Annotated in this window: 12 protein-coding genes and 2 pseudogenes; 6 read left to right on the top strand and 8 right to left on the bottom strand. The window is 47.0% G+C overall.

What is annotated here, in order from left to right:
- Positions 1-8 precede the first annotated feature (8 nt).
- Together LIN98_RS00425 and LIN98_RS00420 are read left to right on the top strand one after the other, a co-directional pair.
- A complete protein-coding gene (locus LIN98_RS00425) occupies positions 9-1283 on the top strand; it encodes a GntP family permease (RefSeq protein ID WP_005547524.1) in 1275 nt (424 codons plus the stop codon).
- Positions 1280-2419, top strand: a complete 1140-nt coding sequence (locus LIN98_RS00420; RefSeq protein WP_005547522.1) for a glycerate kinase — start codon at positions 1280-1282, stop codon at positions 2417-2419. The genes LIN98_RS00425 and LIN98_RS00420 overlap by 4 nt, the downstream gene beginning before the upstream one ends.
- Positions 2420-2488: 69 nt before the next feature.
- On the opposite strand, the gene hpt is transcribed toward LIN98_RS00420, so the two are convergent.
- Together hpt and pmbA are read right to left on the bottom strand one after the other, a co-directional pair.
- Positions 2489-3028, bottom strand: a complete 540-nt coding sequence (gene hpt, locus LIN98_RS00415) for a hypoxanthine phosphoribosyltransferase (RefSeq protein WP_005540477.1) — start codon at positions 3026-3028, stop codon at positions 2489-2491.
- Positions 3029-3266: 238 nt separating this feature from the next.
- Positions 3267-4628: a metalloprotease PmbA gene (gene pmbA, locus LIN98_RS00410; protein ID WP_005547518.1), complete on the bottom strand. Its 1362-nt coding sequence runs from the start codon at positions 4626-4628 to the stop codon at positions 3267-3269.
- 120 nt (positions 4629-4748) lie between these two features.
- On the opposite strand from pmbA, the gene yjgA reads away from it, so the two are divergent.
- Entirely contained in the window at positions 4749-5282 is a 534-nt protein-coding gene (gene yjgA / locus LIN98_RS00405; RefSeq protein ID WP_025298073.1) for a ribosome biogenesis factor YjgA, read from the top strand.
- Positions 5283-5351: 69 nt separating this feature from the next.
- Here yjgA and LIN98_RS00400 read toward each other — a convergent pair whose 3' ends face one another.
- The 3 genes from LIN98_RS00400 to LIN98_RS00390 all read right to left on the bottom strand — a co-directional run bounded on the left by LIN98_RS00400 (position 5352) and on the right by LIN98_RS00390 (position 8379).
- Positions 5352-6734 (bottom strand): DASS family sodium-coupled anion symporter, encoded by a 1383-nt coding sequence (locus tag LIN98_RS00400; protein WP_041915460.1) that lies wholly within the window; start codon positions 6732-6734, stop codon positions 5352-5354.
- A gap of 188 nt (positions 6735-6922) precedes the next feature.
- Positions 6923-7423 carry a ribonuclease E activity regulator RraA gene (gene rraA / locus LIN98_RS00395; RefSeq protein WP_005564600.1) on the bottom strand — a complete coding sequence of 167 codons (501 nt, stop codon included), beginning with the start codon at positions 7421-7423 and terminating at the stop codon, positions 6923-6925.
- A gap of 50 nt (positions 7424-7473) precedes the next feature.
- Positions 7474-8379: a 1,4-dihydroxy-2-naphthoate polyprenyltransferase gene (locus tag LIN98_RS00390; protein WP_005592516.1), complete on the bottom strand. Its 906-nt coding sequence runs from the start codon at positions 8377-8379 to the stop codon at positions 7474-7476.
- Between the two features lie 127 nt (positions 8380-8506).
- On the opposite strand from LIN98_RS00390, the gene tsaA reads away from it, so the two are divergent.
- Positions 8507-9343: a tRNA (N6-threonylcarbamoyladenosine(37)-N6)-methyltransferase TrmO gene (tsaA, locus tag LIN98_RS00385; protein WP_005572332.1), complete on the top strand. Its 837-nt coding sequence runs from the start codon at positions 8507-8509 to the stop codon at positions 9341-9343.
- A 327-nt stretch (positions 9344-9670) separates the two neighbouring features.
- Here the strand turns inward: tsaA and LIN98_RS00375 are convergent.
- The 3 genes and pseudogenes from LIN98_RS00375 to cueR all read right to left on the bottom strand — a co-directional run.
- Positions 9671-12009: pseudogene (locus LIN98_RS00375) on the bottom strand (type I restriction endonuclease subunit R); the annotation flags it as partial.
- A pseudogene (locus LIN98_RS00370) lies at positions 11981-12559 on the bottom strand (type I restriction-modification system subunit M N-terminal domain-containing protein); the annotation flags it as partial. The pseudogenes LIN98_RS00375 and LIN98_RS00370, both read right to left, overlap by 29 nt.
- A gap of 100 nt (positions 12560-12659) precedes the next feature.
- Positions 12660-13046: a Cu(I)-responsive transcriptional regulator gene (gene cueR, locus LIN98_RS00365; RefSeq protein WP_005547504.1), complete on the bottom strand. Its 387-nt coding sequence runs from the start codon at positions 13044-13046 to the stop codon at positions 12660-12662.
- 94 nt (positions 13047-13140) lie between these two features.
- Between cueR and LIN98_RS00360 the strand changes: the two genes are divergently transcribed.
- A complete protein-coding gene (locus LIN98_RS00360) occupies positions 13141-13353 on the top strand; it encodes a heavy-metal-associated domain-containing protein (protein WP_005547502.1) in 213 nt (70 codons plus the stop codon).
- Between the two features lie 86 nt (positions 13354-13439).
- Positions 13440-15599, top strand: a complete 2160-nt coding sequence (locus LIN98_RS00355) for a heavy metal translocating P-type ATPase (protein WP_005570349.1) — start codon at positions 13440-13442, stop codon at positions 15597-15599.
- Positions 15600-15623 lie beyond the last annotated feature (24 nt).

Raw genomic sequence — 15623 nt, 5'->3', positions numbered from 1 at the left:
AGAATTATATGACGACAGTCTCAGCGTTGGGAGCGGTCATTGCACTTGCGGTGGCGATCCTCCTGATTTTGAAAAAAGTATCGCCGGCATACGGTATGCTGGCGGGGGCGTTAATCGGCGGTTTGGTCGGCGGTGCCGATTTAGTGCAAACCGTGAGTCTCATGATCGGCGGTGCGCAGGGCATTACCACGGCGGTCATGCGGATTTTAGCCGCCGGTGTGTTGGCGGGCGTGCTGATTGATTCCGGTGCCGCCAACACGATTGCGGAAACCATTACCAATAAGTTGGGGGAAGCCCGTGCTTTGTTGGCATTAGCCTTAGCGACGATGATTTTAACAGCTGTTGGCGTGTTCGTTGATGTGGCGGTGATTACCGTATCACCGATTGCCCTTGCCTTGGCGCGTCGTACCGATTTATCCAAACCGGCGATTTTGCTGGCGATGATCGGTGGTGGTAAAGCGGGGAATATTATGTCGCCGAACCCCAATGCCATCGCAGCTTCCGACACCTTCCACCAGCCGTTAACGTCCGTCATGATGGCGGGGATTATTCCAGCGGTTTTCGGTGTAATTTTAACCTATTTCTTAGCCAAACGTTTGATTCGTAGAGGCTCCAAAGTCACTTCACAAGAAGTCATTGTCGTGGAAAAACACGATTTACCGCATTTCGGCACGGCAATAGTTGCGCCGCTGTGTGCGATTCTATTATTAGCTTTACGTCCGTTATTCGGCATCAAAGTGGATCCCCTGATTGCGTTGCCGGCGGGCGGTTTGGTCGGTGCGTTGTGTATGGGAAAAATTCGCCATGCGAATAATTATGCCATCAGCGGATTGGGCAAAATGGCGCCGGTTGCCATTATGTTGCTTGGTACGGGCGCACTTGCCGGGATTATCGCTAATTCAGGGTTAAAAGATGTGTTAATTCAAGGTTTAGAACATTCCGGGTTACCTTCCTATATTCTGGCACCTATCTCAGGCGTATTAATGTCTTTGGCGACGGCTTCGACCACGGCGGGGACGGCGGTGGCGTCCAACGTGTTTAGCGGCATTTTGTTAGAATTAGGCGTGAGCGGTTTAGCAGCGGCAGCCATGATTCATGCCGGTGCGACAGTATTCGACCATATGCCGCACGGTTCTTTCTTCCATGCCACCGGCGGCAGCGTGAACATGGATATTAAAGAACGCTTGAAACTGATCCCTTATGAAAGTGCGGTGGGTTTAATCATGACGATTGTTTCTACGCTGATTTTCGGCGTGTTTAATTGGTTCTGGGAGGTTTTATGAAAATTATTATTGCGCCGGATTCCTTTAAAGAAAGTTTAACCGCATTGGAAGCGGCAAATGCCATTGAAGCAGGGTTTAAGCGGATTTTTCCGAATGCGGAATGTGTCAAATTACCGATGGCGGACGGGGGCGAAGGGACGGTTCAGTCTTTGGTGGATGCCACCGGCGGTAAACTGGTTGAATGCGATGTCGTGGCACCGTTGGGCAATACCGTACAAAGTTTCTTCGGGCTTTCCGGCGATGGCAAAACGGCGATTATTGAAATGGCGGCGGCATCGGGCTTGCATTTGGTGGCGCCGGAGCAACGTAATCCGTTGCATACCACCAGTTACGGCACCGGTGAGTTGATTAAACGTGCGTTGGCTCTTGGCGTACAGCACATTATTTTAGGCATCGGCGGCAGCGCCACCAATGATGGCGGTGTCGGAATGCTGCAAGCGCTGGGCATTCGGTTTTTAAATTTTCAACAACAGGAAATTGGTTATGGCGGCGCACAGTTAGCGCAACTTGCACAAATTGATATGAACGCTTTGGAGCCGCATTTGGCGCAAGTGCATATTGAAGTGGCGTGCGATGTGAATAATCCGTTGTGTGGTGAACGGGGTGCGTCGGCGATTTTCGGACCGCAAAAAGGCGCCACCCCGGAAATGGTGGCGCAACTGGATGTGGCGTTGGCGCATTTCGCCGAGATTGCCCAACGCGATTGTGGCAAAAATATTCAAGATCAGCCGGGTGCCGGCGCCGCAGGCGGTATGGGCGGCGGCTTATTGCTGTTACCGAATGTGGAATTAAAAGCCGGTGTGCAAATCATGTTGGAAAATTTGCAACTGGCGGACAAAGTGCATGACGCCGATTTGGTGATTACCGGTGAAGGCCGCATGGACGCACAGAGTATTCTCGGTAAAACGCCTATTGGTGTGGCGCGTACGGCGAAGCAGTTCAATAAACCGGTGATTGCCATTGTTGGTTGTCTGCGTGAGGATTATGAAGTGGTGTACGAGCATGGCATTGATGTGGTGTTCCCGATCATTCGCCAGCTGGCACCGTTATCGGAAATTTTGCAGCAGGGCAGGGAGAACCTGGTTTCCGCTGCACAAAATATCGCCCGCCTGTTTGCGTTACAAGGGAAAATTTGAGGCGTTCCGCCGAAAAGTGCGGTGCTTTTTAGATGAATTTACGGCTTCACATGATAAGCCGTTTTTTCGTTATTCTTCCAAAATCACTTTGCCAATATAGCCCAGATTACGATGCTGTTGGGCATAATCAATACCGTAGCCCACCACGAATTCATCGGGAATAGTAAAGCCCACCCAGTCCACCGGCACCTGCACTTCACGGCGTGATGGTTTGTCGAGCAAGGTACAAATCGCCAGGGATGCCGGTTCACGCAAATTCAAAATTTCGCGTACTTTTTCCAAGGTGTAACCTGTGTCTATAATATCTTCCACAATCAGAACGTCTTTGCCTTTGATGTCGCCGTCTAAATCTTTGCTGATACGCACGTCATGATTAGTGGTCATGCCGCTACCGTAGCTGGAGGTCGTCATAAATTCAATTTCTACCGGCAAATGCAGTTCGCGCACCAAATCCGCCATGAACATAAAGGAACCGCGCAATAAGCCTACCACAACCAAACGGCTGATATTTTTGTGTTGATAGAAGACGGTGATTTCTTTACCGAGTTCCCGGATACGGGAGCGGGCTTCTTGTTCGGAAATCAGAATATCAACGTGGTGTTTTTTCATTTAAGGTTACCTTTGGCAGATGAGGATGTCGCTATTCTAACAAAAAAAAGACTGAAGCTTAAACTTCAGTCTTTTCAAATACCCTAACGAATTTACTTTCTACTCTACCTGTTTGGAGTACTATGCAGACTTCCAATGACTACCGTTCATCTTCATTGCAATACTTAACAGATGTGGCTTATGTTAGCAGAGTTTTAATTGTTGTCAATAAGAATTATTATCATTTACAAAAAATATTTTAATTACCGGAAATTTTCATATTTTCCAAGAGAATAGAACCGGTCTGAATATTTGAACGATGTTCAATATCATCACCCACGGCAACAATATTGCGCAACATTTCAGGTAATTGACCGGCAATGGTGATTTCTGCCACCGGGTATTGAATCTCGCCGTTTTCCACCCAGAAGCCGGCTGCTCCGCGCGAATAATCGCCACTAACCGGATTAACGCCTTGCCCCATTACTTCCGTAACCAACAAACCGCGATTCATTTGACGTAAAAGTGCGGTCAGTTTTCCCGATGAATTTGCTTTCACCAACCAGTTATGAATGCCGCCCGCGTGCCCGTTGCTTTGCATGCCGAGTTTGCGACCGCTGTAACTGGTGAGCAAATAAGTCTGTAAAATGCCGTTGCGGATAATGTCCATATCCTGCGTTTTCACACCTTCGCTATCGAAAGGTGTTGAAGCAAGTTGCCCCATCAGGTGCGGTCTTTCCACAATCTCAAACCAATCCGGTAACACCTGTTTGTCTAAATGATCCAATAAAAAACTGGCTTTGCGATATAAACTGCCGCCACTGATTGCCGCCGTCAAATGGCTAATTAAGCCTGTCGCCACATCATTTAAGAATATGACCGGTGCTTGTTGGGTCGCGAGTTTTTGCGGTTGCAAACGGGCAATGGCTTTTTGCGCGGCATGTTCACCGACCCATTTCGGTTGCGCTAACTGTGTCATATCTCGCGCTACTGTGTATTCATAATCCCGTTCCAACTGCGTCTGATGTTCGGCAATCACCGAGCAGGAAAGGGAATAGCGACTGGATAAATAGCTTTGCAACATGCCGTAACTGTTGCCATAAACCCGTACGCCGGTATGGGCGTTGAAAGAAGCACCTTCGCTGTTGACGATACGCGCGTCATGTTCCAATGCGGCTCTTTCCGTTTCCAGCGCGAGTTGCATGGCGTGATCCACCTCTATTTCGGCGGCGTGATACAACGCTAAATCCGGCGCATCAAATGCCATCAGATCTTTATCTGCCAAGCCGGCACAATCGTCCGGTGAAGTATATTTGGCGATGGCTAGGGCGGCTTCGACGGTGCTTTTGATAGCATCCGGCGTTAAATCGGAGGTGGAGGCATTGCCTTTTTGTTGTCCCAGATAAACGGAAATGCCTAACGCGCCGTCATTGTTAAATTCAACATTTTCAATTTCCCGGAGGCGGGTAGAGACAGACAGCCCGCCGGATTTGGTGACGCCCACTTCGGCGGTGGCGCCTGCTTTTTGCGCGATTTCAATGGCAAGGCTTACGGCGTCGCGTAATTGTTGTTCCTGTTGGCGTAAAAGTGCGGTGGATTTTTCAAGTGTTTTTTGTTGCATTGTGGTTTTCCCGATTGTGAAATTTCGATAATTTTAGCTTATTTTTCTTTTTAAGGCGAACCACAGATTCTGTGCTAAAATGCTCCGCACTTTTAAGTAAGTAGAATGATCGGAAAAAACATGGCAAAGCATAAAAAAGAAGATTTTGACCGGCAGAATGAAGAACAGGAAGAAATCATTTGGGTCAGCAAGAGCGAAATCAAACGGGACGCGGAAGCATTAAAAAAATTGGGTGAAAAATTGGTTGAACTGACCAAAGCCAAATTAGATAAAATTCCATTGGAAGAATCCTTGCTGGAAGCAGTAAATTTGGCGCAGCGCCTGCAAAAAGAAGCGCGTCGCCGCCAGTTACAATATATCGGTAAATTATTGCGTAGTATGGACGTGGAACCGATTCAGGGCGCCTTGGACAAACTGGAAAACAAACATTTGCAACAACAAGCCATGTTACACAAACTGGAATTACTGCGTGACGAGCTTGTGGCAAAGGGCGATAGCGCATTAACGGATTTTCTAGCGGATTATCCCCATGCCGATCGGCAACATTTACGCACTTTGATTCGTGCCGCTAATAAGGAAAAAGAACAAAATAAACCGGCAAAAGCCTATCGTGAAATTTTTCAGTATTTAAAAGAGATTGTGTTGGAAGATTAATGTCGTCCAAATGAAAAGCCCCTTAATCATGCGATGACTAAGGGGCTGTTTTTTTTATAGTTAGTTTAGCTAGAATAAATAACCGAAGGTGGCGATGACAAAAACACAGACGATGTTCAGAATAACACCCGCTCTGACCATTTCACTTTGTTTCACTTCACCGGTACCGAACACAATGGCATTCGGCGGCGTTGCTACCGGCAACATAAAGGCACAGGAGGCGCCTAAGCCGATGATAAGGGCAAGACCGATTTCCGGCATGCCGAGCGATTGTGCGATAGAAATGAAAATCGGCACTAATAACGCGGCACTAGCGGTGTTGGAGGTAAACTCCGTTAAGAAAATAATGAACGCGGCGACCAATAAGCCGATGAGGTAGAAATTTCCGCCTTCAATGAGGAAGACGATACCATCCGCTAAAATTTTGCTGGCACCGGAATTTTTTAGCACCGCGCTTAAGGTTAAACCGCCACCGAACAGCATTAACACGCCCCAGTCGGTGCTTTCCTGAATTTGCTTCCAGTTGGCTACACCGCTAACGCAGATAATCACTGCCGCCGATAAGGCGATGACACTATCAAAGCCGGCAATTTTACCTTCTAAACCTAATGCTGCGGAAAGAATCGGGTTGATTTGACTACTGAAAACCCAGCTTAAGGCAATAAACACAAAAATGCCGAGGGTAATCCAGCGTTGTTTGGTCATTTCTACTTTTTCAAATTGTTGTTCAAAGTGAACGTGAAGTTTCGGTTTGAACACAATATAAAGCGTCCCGATCATAATTGGCATTAAGATAATCATAATCGGCAAGCCATACCATAACCAATCGGCGAAGGTGAGGTGCAATTGGGTTGCCACGATGTTATTCGGTGGGCTGCCTACTAAAGTTCCCATACCGCCGATACTGGCGCTATAGGCGATTCCTAACAACACGAACAGATAAGTATTATGTTGCTCTTTACGATCAAGACGACTTAATACGCCCATCGCCAGCGGCAACATCATGGCGGCGGTGGCGGTATTACTCACCCACATGGATAAAAATGCGGTCACAGAGAACAAATAGATGACGGCAACAAATAAATTTCCTTTTGCCAATGTCATGATTTTATTCGCAATCATTTTATCCAATTGCTGAATATGTAATGCAGTGGCTAAGGCAAATCCGCCGAAAAATAAGAAAATATTCGGATCGGCGAAGGTGGCAATGGCGGTACTTGTTTTTACGAGCCCCAAAAAAATCGCCATCAAAGGAACAATCAACGCCGTGATAGTAACGTGTAGGGCTTCCGTTAGCCATAAAATGGCAACTAAAGCCAATAATGCCAACCCACTATTGGCGTCTCTGTCGAATGGCAGTGTGTTGAGTAAGATAAAAAATAGAATAACGGCAAGGATAAAGATAATTACACTCCTATTGATCTTACTTTGATTTTGAGTTGTTTCGCTCATAATTTTAATCCTGTAAATAGAATCGAAGATCAACATATTGCTCGCAACAAACAATATGGCGGAAAGTTAGCACTTTGTTAATAAAAAACAACACATTTTTTATAGAATTGTGACCTTGCGCAAAAAAAGTGCAGTGAAAATACCAAAAATTTTCACCGCACTTTTCAATGGAAAGCTAAATTTTATATTTAATCCTGCTCGAAATCTTCCAAATCCAAGGCTTCCTGCGACAGGATAATGCCGGTTAAATCGGCATAAACGAAATCTTCCGGGAAGAAGGTGACGCCGCCGAAGTTGACTGGAATATCGGTTTCGCCATGATTAGAATTGTCCGCGCCAACCGGAATCGGAGCCAACGCATGAATACCGATGTCGATATTTTCCAACTGTTGAATTTGACGTACCGCACCGTAAACGATAATGCCTTCCCACTGGTTGTCTGCCGCTAATTGGGCGAGTTCCGCATCAATTAACGCACGGCGCACCGCACCGCCGCCATCCACCAATAACACCCGACCTTCGCCGTTTTCTTCTAAAATTTCAGCAATCAGTCCGTTATTTTCAAAACATTTCACGGTGGTGACTTTACCGTGGAAGGAACTGAGTCCGCCGAAACTGGAGAAAATGGGCTCGACAACATCGACCTGGTCGAGATAAATATCGCAAAGTTCAGAAGTATCAATGTACATAAAAGACCCTATTTTTAAGATGAATACTGCGGGCTAGTATAGTCCGATTATCAGCCCGGAAGCAAGCCAAAACTAAATAGCCCGTTAATTAGCAACGCCAATAACGACATTTGCTCCAACATCGGACGCAGCGCCGTCGGTTCTTTGTGAGAGAGAACGAAGAAGGCGTGTTTCAATAATAACGGGTAAGTCAGCAAAAACACAAAACTCAACGGATGGCGTAAATTCATAGCGGTGAATAAGAAGTAAAACAGTGCGGCGACAGCAAGCAGAATGCAATGATAAATGCGCCCGTTGTGTGCGCCCAAGCGTACCACCAGGGTATTCTTGCCTGCTTTGCGATCCTGTTCAATGTCACGTAAGTTGTTGATGTTTAATACAGCGGTCGCTAATAAACCACTGGCGACGGCAGGCAACAGAATTTCCGCAGAAAACGTATGAACCTGTAAATAATAAGTGCCACCCACGCCCAATAAACCGAAGAAAATCAGCACGGAAATATCGCCTAAGCCCAAATAGCCGTAAGGTTTACTGCCTACGGTGTAAGTGATGGCGGCAATAATGGCGAGCACGCCGAGAACGGAAAAGGCGATTAAGTCGCTCAGATTTTGATATGCCGTGCCGATTAATATGGCGCCGCAAACAAAACTCAAGGCAATCATTAAATATAGCCCGTTTTTCAACTGAGCGGCGGAAATTGCGCCCTGCTGAATGCCGCGCAACGGACCGATACGCTCGGCGGTGTCGGAACCTTTTTGGTGATCGCCGTAATCATTAGCGAAGTTGGAGAGAATTTGCAGAAATAAAGTGGTTAGCAAACATAAAACGGTCACGCCCCAATGAAAACTGCCCGCCCAATAAGCCAGCGCCGAACCCGTTAAAATGGTTGCTAAGGCTAATGGCAAGGTTTTCGGACGTGCCGTTTCAATCCACATTTTTATTGTATTTTTTGTCATAATTTCCACATTCACAACAGGACATCGCAATGTTAAAAAACGTTACTTTTTTTCACCGCACTTTTCGCTAAAATAGTGCGCTATTCTACAAGGTTATTTTGCAGATTTTAACTGTTTTAAGGAAAATATGTCCGATTCTCTTACATTGCAGCCCGTTGCTATCATTCACACGCCTTACAAAGGAAAATTTTCCGTGCCGCGCCAACCGAATTTGGTGCAGGACGGCACGGGGATCATTGAGTTATTGCCGCCTTTCAATCAGGCGGAATCTGTGCGCGGTTTGGAACAATTCAGCCATCTCTGGCTGATTTTTCAGTTCGATCAAATCCCGCAGGGCAAATGGCATCCCACCGTGCGCCCGCCACGTTTAGGCGGCAACCAACGTGTCGGCGTATTCGCCTCCCGCGCCACTCACCGCCCGAACCCCATCGGTTTATCTAAAGTGGCATTGCGACAAATTGAATGCAAAAACGGCAAAGTCTTATTACATCTTGGTTCCGTAGATTTGGTGGACGGCACGCCGATTCTCGACATCAAACCTTATCTGGCTTACGCCGACAGCGAACCTGATGCCATTTCCGGCTTCGCCCAAAGCCAACCGACCCCGCCGCTAAAAGTGGAATTCACACCAGAAGCGGAAAGTGCGGTCAAAAAACACAGTAAAAATCGACCGCACTTACAACGCTTCATCACCGAAGTCATCCAACAAGACCCCCGCCCAGCCTACCAACAAGGCAAAACCACTGAGCGCATTTACGGCGTTTCATTGTATGAATTTAATGTGCGTTGGCGGATCAAGGCGGGGTGTGTGGATGTGGCGGAGGTGATGAGTTTGTCTGTTTTATTGAGCTTGCCGATGAAATCTGCTGTTATTACGGACAAAGAACAGGAATTGTTAGACATGGTACGTTATCGCTTAGCTAATCCACAGAAAGGAATTAAGGTGCGCTTAGATGAACTATGAATTAGAGTTTGATCTTAGAGCTTTGAAAGCGTGGTATAAATTAGATGAAAAGTTCGTCATCAATTTAAGAAAAAACTGGCAGAAATTCTTATTCACCTGAAAGTCCTGGAAATCGTTTAAGTGAGTTTCCAAATTGTTACAAGATTAAATTGCAAAAACTAGGGTATCACTTGATTTATCAAGTTCAACATCAGCGAATAGTTGTTTTTGTTATTTCTATAGGCGAGCGGGAACGGGAGGAATGCTAAATGAAAGAAAGAATTTAACGAAAGACTTTGCATAAAAGGGAGAAGACTCTCCCTTTTATTACATTATATCTATAATGGATTAATTACTCAGTTCCTCAGCAATTTCCTCCGCCTGCTTCAACACAAATTCCACCGCTTCCTCCGCTTTATCGGGCGGGTATTTGTATTTTTGCAGCGCACGGCGCACAAGCAAGCGAATTCTTGCCCGCACGGCTTCTTTATGTTGCCAATCAATGCTCACCGATTTTCGCAGAATATCGGTAATTTCTTTGGCAAGTGCAGAAAGGGTTTCGTCTGCCATCAATTCTCTTGCGCTATCGTTTTGGGCGAGGGCATCGTAAAACGCCAATTCTGCCGTACTTAAGCCCAATTTTTCGCCGCGCCCTAAACGTTCGGAAAAATCGCGTCCCATTTGCACCAAGGCATCAAGAATTTCTGCCACGCTTAAATTGTGGTTGTGATATTGGTTTAAGGCTTCTTGCAAACGTTGCTCAAAATCTTTTTGGGCGGTGAGATTGCGAGCGGCTTTGGCTTTGATTTCCTGTTTTAAATAACGCTCCATCGCCAAAACCCACAAACTTTTGGTTTCGCTCTCTTTAATCGCCTGCAAGAAGTCGTCTGAAAGCAAATTAATCTGCGTTTGTTCTTTGCCGAGCAGTTCAAACAAATCAATTGTGCCTTCAGAAACAATGCTTTGATTGATTAGGGTTTTAAGCTGAATCAGGCGTTCTTTGCCACCTGTGCCGTTTTGTTCTCGTTTGGCAAGCACGGCGCGCACCGCATCATAAAAGGCGATTTCTTGGCTGTACGCTTCGGCTTCTTTTAACGCACCACACAAGGCATAACCTTTTTTCAGGCTTGCCACCGCTTTTAAAAAGGCTTTTCTGCGCGGCTCGGGATCATTTGAATTTTGCCATTGTTGATTATGCGCTTTGCCGTCATCGGGCAGTTGATCGAGCGTGGCGATATGGTTTGCCGCCAAAGCAATGGCTTTTAGCAACGCTGCCGCTTCGCTTTGCCCAATCGCAGTATTCACATCAAACGCCTTTCTGCATTTCGGGCGCATCAGACGCACTGCCCGTCATCACAATTTTAATCACCCCTTGGTTTATATCATCAGAATGCCATTCGGGGCGAAGTGCCACAATTTCATCATATAAATCCACACAAATCTGACGGCTGGAAACCACAATCATCGCCTTTCCGTCTTGCTGCTCATTACGCTTTGTAAAATGGGCGACAAAATCCGCTGCCAAATCACGCAGCCGCTCTTCCGAGCCGAGCAATTTTTCCCGCAAACGCAGTTTCGGGTTGTCTTCGCCCTCCAAAAGCTCATCAATTTCGGCAAACAAGGCTTCGTGGTCAGCTTTTTCGGCAAGCTGAATTTGCCGTGCTTCATAAATAATCGGCACGGTCGCGCCATCTTCTACCGCATCTTGCAAATCGTAAATCGACACATACCGCCCAAACACTTCCTGCGTGTCTTTATCTTCCAAGCTAATTGGCGTGCCGGTAAAGCCAATAAAAGACGCATTCGGCAATGCATCGCGCAAATGGCGAGCATAGCCTGCTTGGAATTTGCCCTTGTGCAGTTTTGGCGTAAAACCATATTGGCTGCGGTGGGCTTCATCGCTAATCACAATAATGTTGGAACGGCTATTTAGCACGGGGAATTTATCTTCGTCATCGTCCAAACCGAATTTTTGAATGGTGGTAAAAAACACGCCACCCGATTCCCGCTCACTTAATAATTGGCGAAGAGCTTCGCGATCTTCCACCTGCTGCGGCGTTTGTTTGATTAAATCTTTGCCGCTATCAAATGTTTGAAACAGCTGACCGTCCAAATCGTTGCGGTCGGTCACGACTAAAATCGTGGGGTTTCGCAATTCAGGTTGCGAAAGCAATTTGCCTTGCATAAAACAGCATCGAAATCGACTTGCCCGAACCTTGCGTATGCCACATCACGCCAATGCGTTTGTCGCCCTGTTCGCCGGTGGCAAACACGGTAGATTCCACTGCTTCATTTACGCCGTAATACTGATGATAGGCGGCGATTTTCTTAATCAACGCTCCATTAGACGCCCGCTCAAACAGCACAAAATAACGCACATAATCTAAGAGTTTTTGCGGTGTCATCAAGCCTTTTAACAGATTTTGCAATTCATCGCCAAAATCAAGCCGCTTGCTTTTTGCCTTTTCATCAACCACTTTCCACGGCGTGAAACGCTGAAAGTCCGCCGAAAGCGAACCCAGCCGCGCATTCAAGCCGTCGCTAATCACCAACGTTTGGTTATACACAAACAAATCGGCGATTTCGTCTTTATAGGTTTGCAACTGATTGAACGCCTGCAATAAATCCGCCGATTCACGCAGCGGATTTTTCAGCTCAAATACGATGAGCGGCAATGCGTTGTAATACGCCTTTGAGTTTCTCGTTGTCTTTTTCGATGGCGTCAAAAGCATCATCAATCAAACGCGCGACGCCTACAAACTTTCCACCCCAAGGCAATTCCGCCCCTGTGTTTAAGATAGAGACTTCCTGCAAGGCTTGCCAACGGGCGGAGGCGGGAACCCAAAACACGTTGTCGGCGGTGTAGTAGTTGCGGTTTTCCAGTTCAAAATCTAAGGCTTCTTGATATTCTTCATCGGAGTTGTAAAAAGTGCGGTCAAGATAAAGGGGATTTTCAGGATTAGAAAGCTCGACACGGATTTTGTCTTGCTGTGCGGTGAAGCTGTCGGAGATGTATTTTAAGAAGATTAAGCCAAGCACAATGTGTTTGTAGTTGGCGGCGTCGAGTTGCTGGCGGAGACGGTCGGCGGAAGACCAAAGTTTTTCGTCGAGGTCGTTTAGGAAGGCTTGTTGTGTGGCTGAATTTTCAACATAATCTTGGTGGCTTCTGGCTTCTGGCTTCTGGCTTCTGGCTTCTGCATAAAATTTGTCCTTTGTAAAGTGAGTAAATAAAAAAATATACCTATTTTATAGGAATTGTGCATGTTTAAAAGATAAGCGTGAGAGATTTTTTAATTATATTTCTACTTAAAATTGCAATGAAAAATCACCGCACTTTTCACTCACTCAAGCCCTCCAAAATCGAGCATTCCGGGCAGTCGTTACCTTGGCAGTTGTCGTGCCAACGTTGCAGTTCGGTGACCATTTTTTGTAACGCCTGTATTTGGTCGTTTAAGGTTTCAATGTGTTGCGCGGTGAGTTTTTTCACTTCGCGGCTGTTGCGTTGCGGGTTGTCTTGTAATTGCAACAGTTGGGCGATTTGTTGCAGGGAAAAGCCCACGTCTCGCGAGTGGCGGATAAAATGCAGGCGTTTTAAATCGCTTTCTTCATAATGCCGATAACCGGCGAGAGTTCTTGCGCCGGGGTTTAATAAACCGAGTTTTTCGTAATCGCGGATTTGTTTGGCGGATAAACCGGTGAGTTTGGCTGCTTGACTGATATTCATAAAAAATTGTTTGACCTTAACCTGACGTTAAGGTTTATAGTATTCCTACCGACAAAGATCGGCAAGGTTTAACTTATTCTTGAAGGAGCAAATTATGCAAAACGTAACATTAAAAATCGACGGAATGACTTGTGGCGGCTGTGTGAAAAGCGTGACCCGCGTGTTGACCGAGCTGGACGGCGTGGTACAAGCGGAGGTGAGTTTGGAAAAAGCACAGGCGGTGATTAGTTTTGATGAAAGTAAAGTGCAGCCTGCGGCATTGGTTGAAGCGGTGGAAGACGCGGGATTCGATGCGCAGGTGGCGTAAGTTTGATTGAGGGTGCGAGGCACGCCATCAATACGTTGTAAAAACATGTTTAAAAACGACCGCACTTTGCGAGAAAAGAGGATGTTATGCAAAAAGTATCTCTTCAAATTGGCGGAATGACGTGTCAGTCTTGCGCCAGCCGTATTGAAAAAGTATTGAATAAAAAGGATTTTGTGCAGCAGGCAGGCGTGAATTTTGCCAGCGAAGAGGCGCAGGTGACTTTCGATGAAAAGCAAACTTCCGTTGAGCAACTTATCCAAATTGTTCAAAAAACCGGTTTCAGCGCGCAGTTAAAACCGGCGCAGGCGGATTTGCCGCAAGAGCATAAAATCTCTTGGCGTTTGATTTTATTATGGCTGATTAATGTGCCGTTTTTAATCGGTATGCTGGGCATGATGATCGGGCGCCATGATTGGATGTCGCCGCCTCTATGGCAAATGGTGCTCGCCACGATTGTGCAATTTGGCTTGGCAATCCCTTTTTATCGCAGTGCTTGGGGCAGTATTAAAGGCGGTTTGGCGAATATGGACGTGTTGGTCAGCCTCGGCACGCTCACCATCTATTTTTATTCGGTATTTATGCTGTTTTATGCGCCGCATATAGGGCATGAACACGGCTCGGCAAATATTTATTTTGAAGCTGCCGTGATGGTGTTGGGCTTTGTGAGTTTAGGAAAATTCCTGGAAGACCGTACTAAAAAGCACAGCTTGAATAGCCTCGGTTTGTTGTTGCAACTGACACCGAAACAAGTAAGCGTACAACGTAACGGGCAATGGCAAACCGTGCCGTTGAATCAGATCCAAGTGGGCGAGCTGTTACGCGCCAATCAGGGCGAGCGCATTGCGGCGGACGGTTTGGTAGAAGACGGTTCGGGCTGGTGTGATGAAAGCCATTTAACCGGTGAATCCGTTCCTGAAATGAAGAAGCTGGGCAGCAAAGTGTTGGCGGGCGCGATGGTGGCGGATGGTAGTCTGGTTTATCGCACGCAACAACTGGGTAGCCAAACCCTGCTGGGCGACATGATGAACGCTTTGTCGGAAGCGCAGGGCAGTAAAGCGCCTATCGCCCGTTTTGCCGATAAAGTGGCGGCGGTGTTCGTGCCGACGGTGATTGGCATTGCGTTAGTGACTTTTTTGCTCACATGGTGGATTCGGCAAGATGTGGTCATGGCGTTAATTCACGGCGTTGCCGTGTTGGTGATTGCCTGTCCTTGCGCGTTGGGTTTGGCAACGCCGGCGGCGATTATGGTCGGCATGGGCAAAGCGGTGAAACAGGGTATTTGGTTTAAAGATGCCGCCGCGATGGAGGAATCCGCCCATGTGAATGCTGTGGTGTTGGACAAAACCGGCACGCTAACGGAAGGCAAACCACAAGTGGTGGCGTTTTGGCAGGCAAAAAGTGCGGTCAATTCCGAAGATGAAATTTATGCGTTGGTAGCAGCCATTGAACAAAACGCCACGCACCCGTTAGCGAAAGCGATTGTGCAGGCGGCGATGGCGAAAAATGTCGTTTTGCCTGCCGTGCAACATATTCAAACAGACGTCGGACAGGGCATTCAAGGTGAAGTGGAAAATGTCGGCACGGTGAAAGTGGGTAAGCCTTCATATTGTGGTTTAACGCTGCCGGAGGGGCTTGATCCTGTATGGAATATTGCCAGTATTGTGGCGGTTACGCTGAATGACGAGCCTATCGCCGCCTTTGCTTTGGCGGACGCCTTAAAACCGGACAGTCAAAAAGCGATTAACCGTTTGCAGGCGCACGATATTGAGGTGTATATCATGAGTGGCGATAATCCCAATGTGGTGCAATACATCGCCGATCAACTGGGCATTAAAAACGCGCAGGGCAATATGTCGCCAAGAGATAAAGCGGGCGCGGTTAAAGTGCTGCAAGAGCAGGGCAAAGTGGTCGCCATGGCAGGCGATGGCGTGAACGACGCACCGGCATTGACGGCGGCGAATGTCAGTTTTGCTATGCGTGACGGTGCCGATGTGGCGCAACACAGCGCTTCGGCAACCTTAATGCAACATTCGGTGAATCAATTAGTGGATGCCTTGCTGATTTCTCGCGCGACCCTGAAAAACATTAAGCAAAATCTCTTTTTCGCCTTTATTTATAATGTGTTGGGGATTCCGCTGGCGGCGTTCGGGTTACTTAGCCCGGTAATTGCGGGGGCGGCGATGGCGCTAAGTTCCATTTCCGTGTTAAGCAATGCGTTACGTTTGAAAAAAGTGAAAATTGAATAGTTTAGCCAATATTCAACTTGAGGA

Source organism: Aggregatibacter actinomycetemcomitans (assembly GCF_023518055.1).
Lineage (GTDB): Bacteria > Pseudomonadota > Gammaproteobacteria > Enterobacterales > Pasteurellaceae > Aggregatibacter > Aggregatibacter actinomycetemcomitans.
This window is presented reverse-complemented; position numbering and strand designations above follow the sequence as displayed.

Excerpts from the sequence above, each read along its gene's own strand:
- LIN98_RS00425 (WP_005547524.1), top strand. The coding sequence starts at position 9 with ATGACGACAGTCTCAGCGTTGGGAGCGGTCATTGCACTTGCGGTGGCG.
- LIN98_RS00420 (WP_005547522.1), top strand. The coding sequence starts at position 1,280 with ATGAAAATTATTATTGCGCCGGATTCCTTTAAAGAAAGTTTAACCGCA.
- hpt (WP_005540477.1), bottom strand. The coding sequence starts at position 3,028 with ATGAAAAAACACCACGTTGATATTCTGATTTCCGAACAAGAAGCCCGC.
- pmbA (WP_005547518.1), bottom strand. The coding sequence starts at position 4,628 with ATGCAACAAAAAACACTTGAAAAATCCACCGCACTTTTACGCCAACAG.
- yjgA (WP_025298073.1), top strand. The coding sequence starts at position 4,749 with ATGGCAAAGCATAAAAAAGAAGATTTTGACCGGCAGAATGAAGAACAG.
- LIN98_RS00400 (WP_041915460.1), bottom strand. The coding sequence starts at position 6,734 with ATGAGCGAAACAACTCAAAATCAAAGTAAGATCAATAGGAGTGTAATT.
- rraA (WP_005564600.1), bottom strand. The coding sequence starts at position 7,423 with ATGTACATTGATACTTCTGAACTTTGCGATATTTATCTCGACCAGGTC.
- LIN98_RS00390 (WP_005592516.1), bottom strand. The coding sequence starts at position 8,379 with ATGACAAAAAATACAATAAAAATGTGGATTGAAACGGCACGTCCGAAA.
- tsaA (WP_005572332.1), top strand. The coding sequence starts at position 8,507 with ATGTCCGATTCTCTTACATTGCAGCCCGTTGCTATCATTCACACGCCT.
- cueR (WP_005547504.1), bottom strand. The coding sequence starts at position 13,046 with ATGAATATCAGTCAAGCAGCCAAACTCACCGGTTTATCCGCCAAACAA.
- LIN98_RS00360 (WP_005547502.1), top strand. The coding sequence starts at position 13,141 with ATGCAAAACGTAACATTAAAAATCGACGGAATGACTTGTGGCGGCTGT.
- LIN98_RS00355 (WP_005570349.1), top strand. The coding sequence starts at position 13,440 with ATGCAAAAAGTATCTCTTCAAATTGGCGGAATGACGTGTCAGTCTTGC.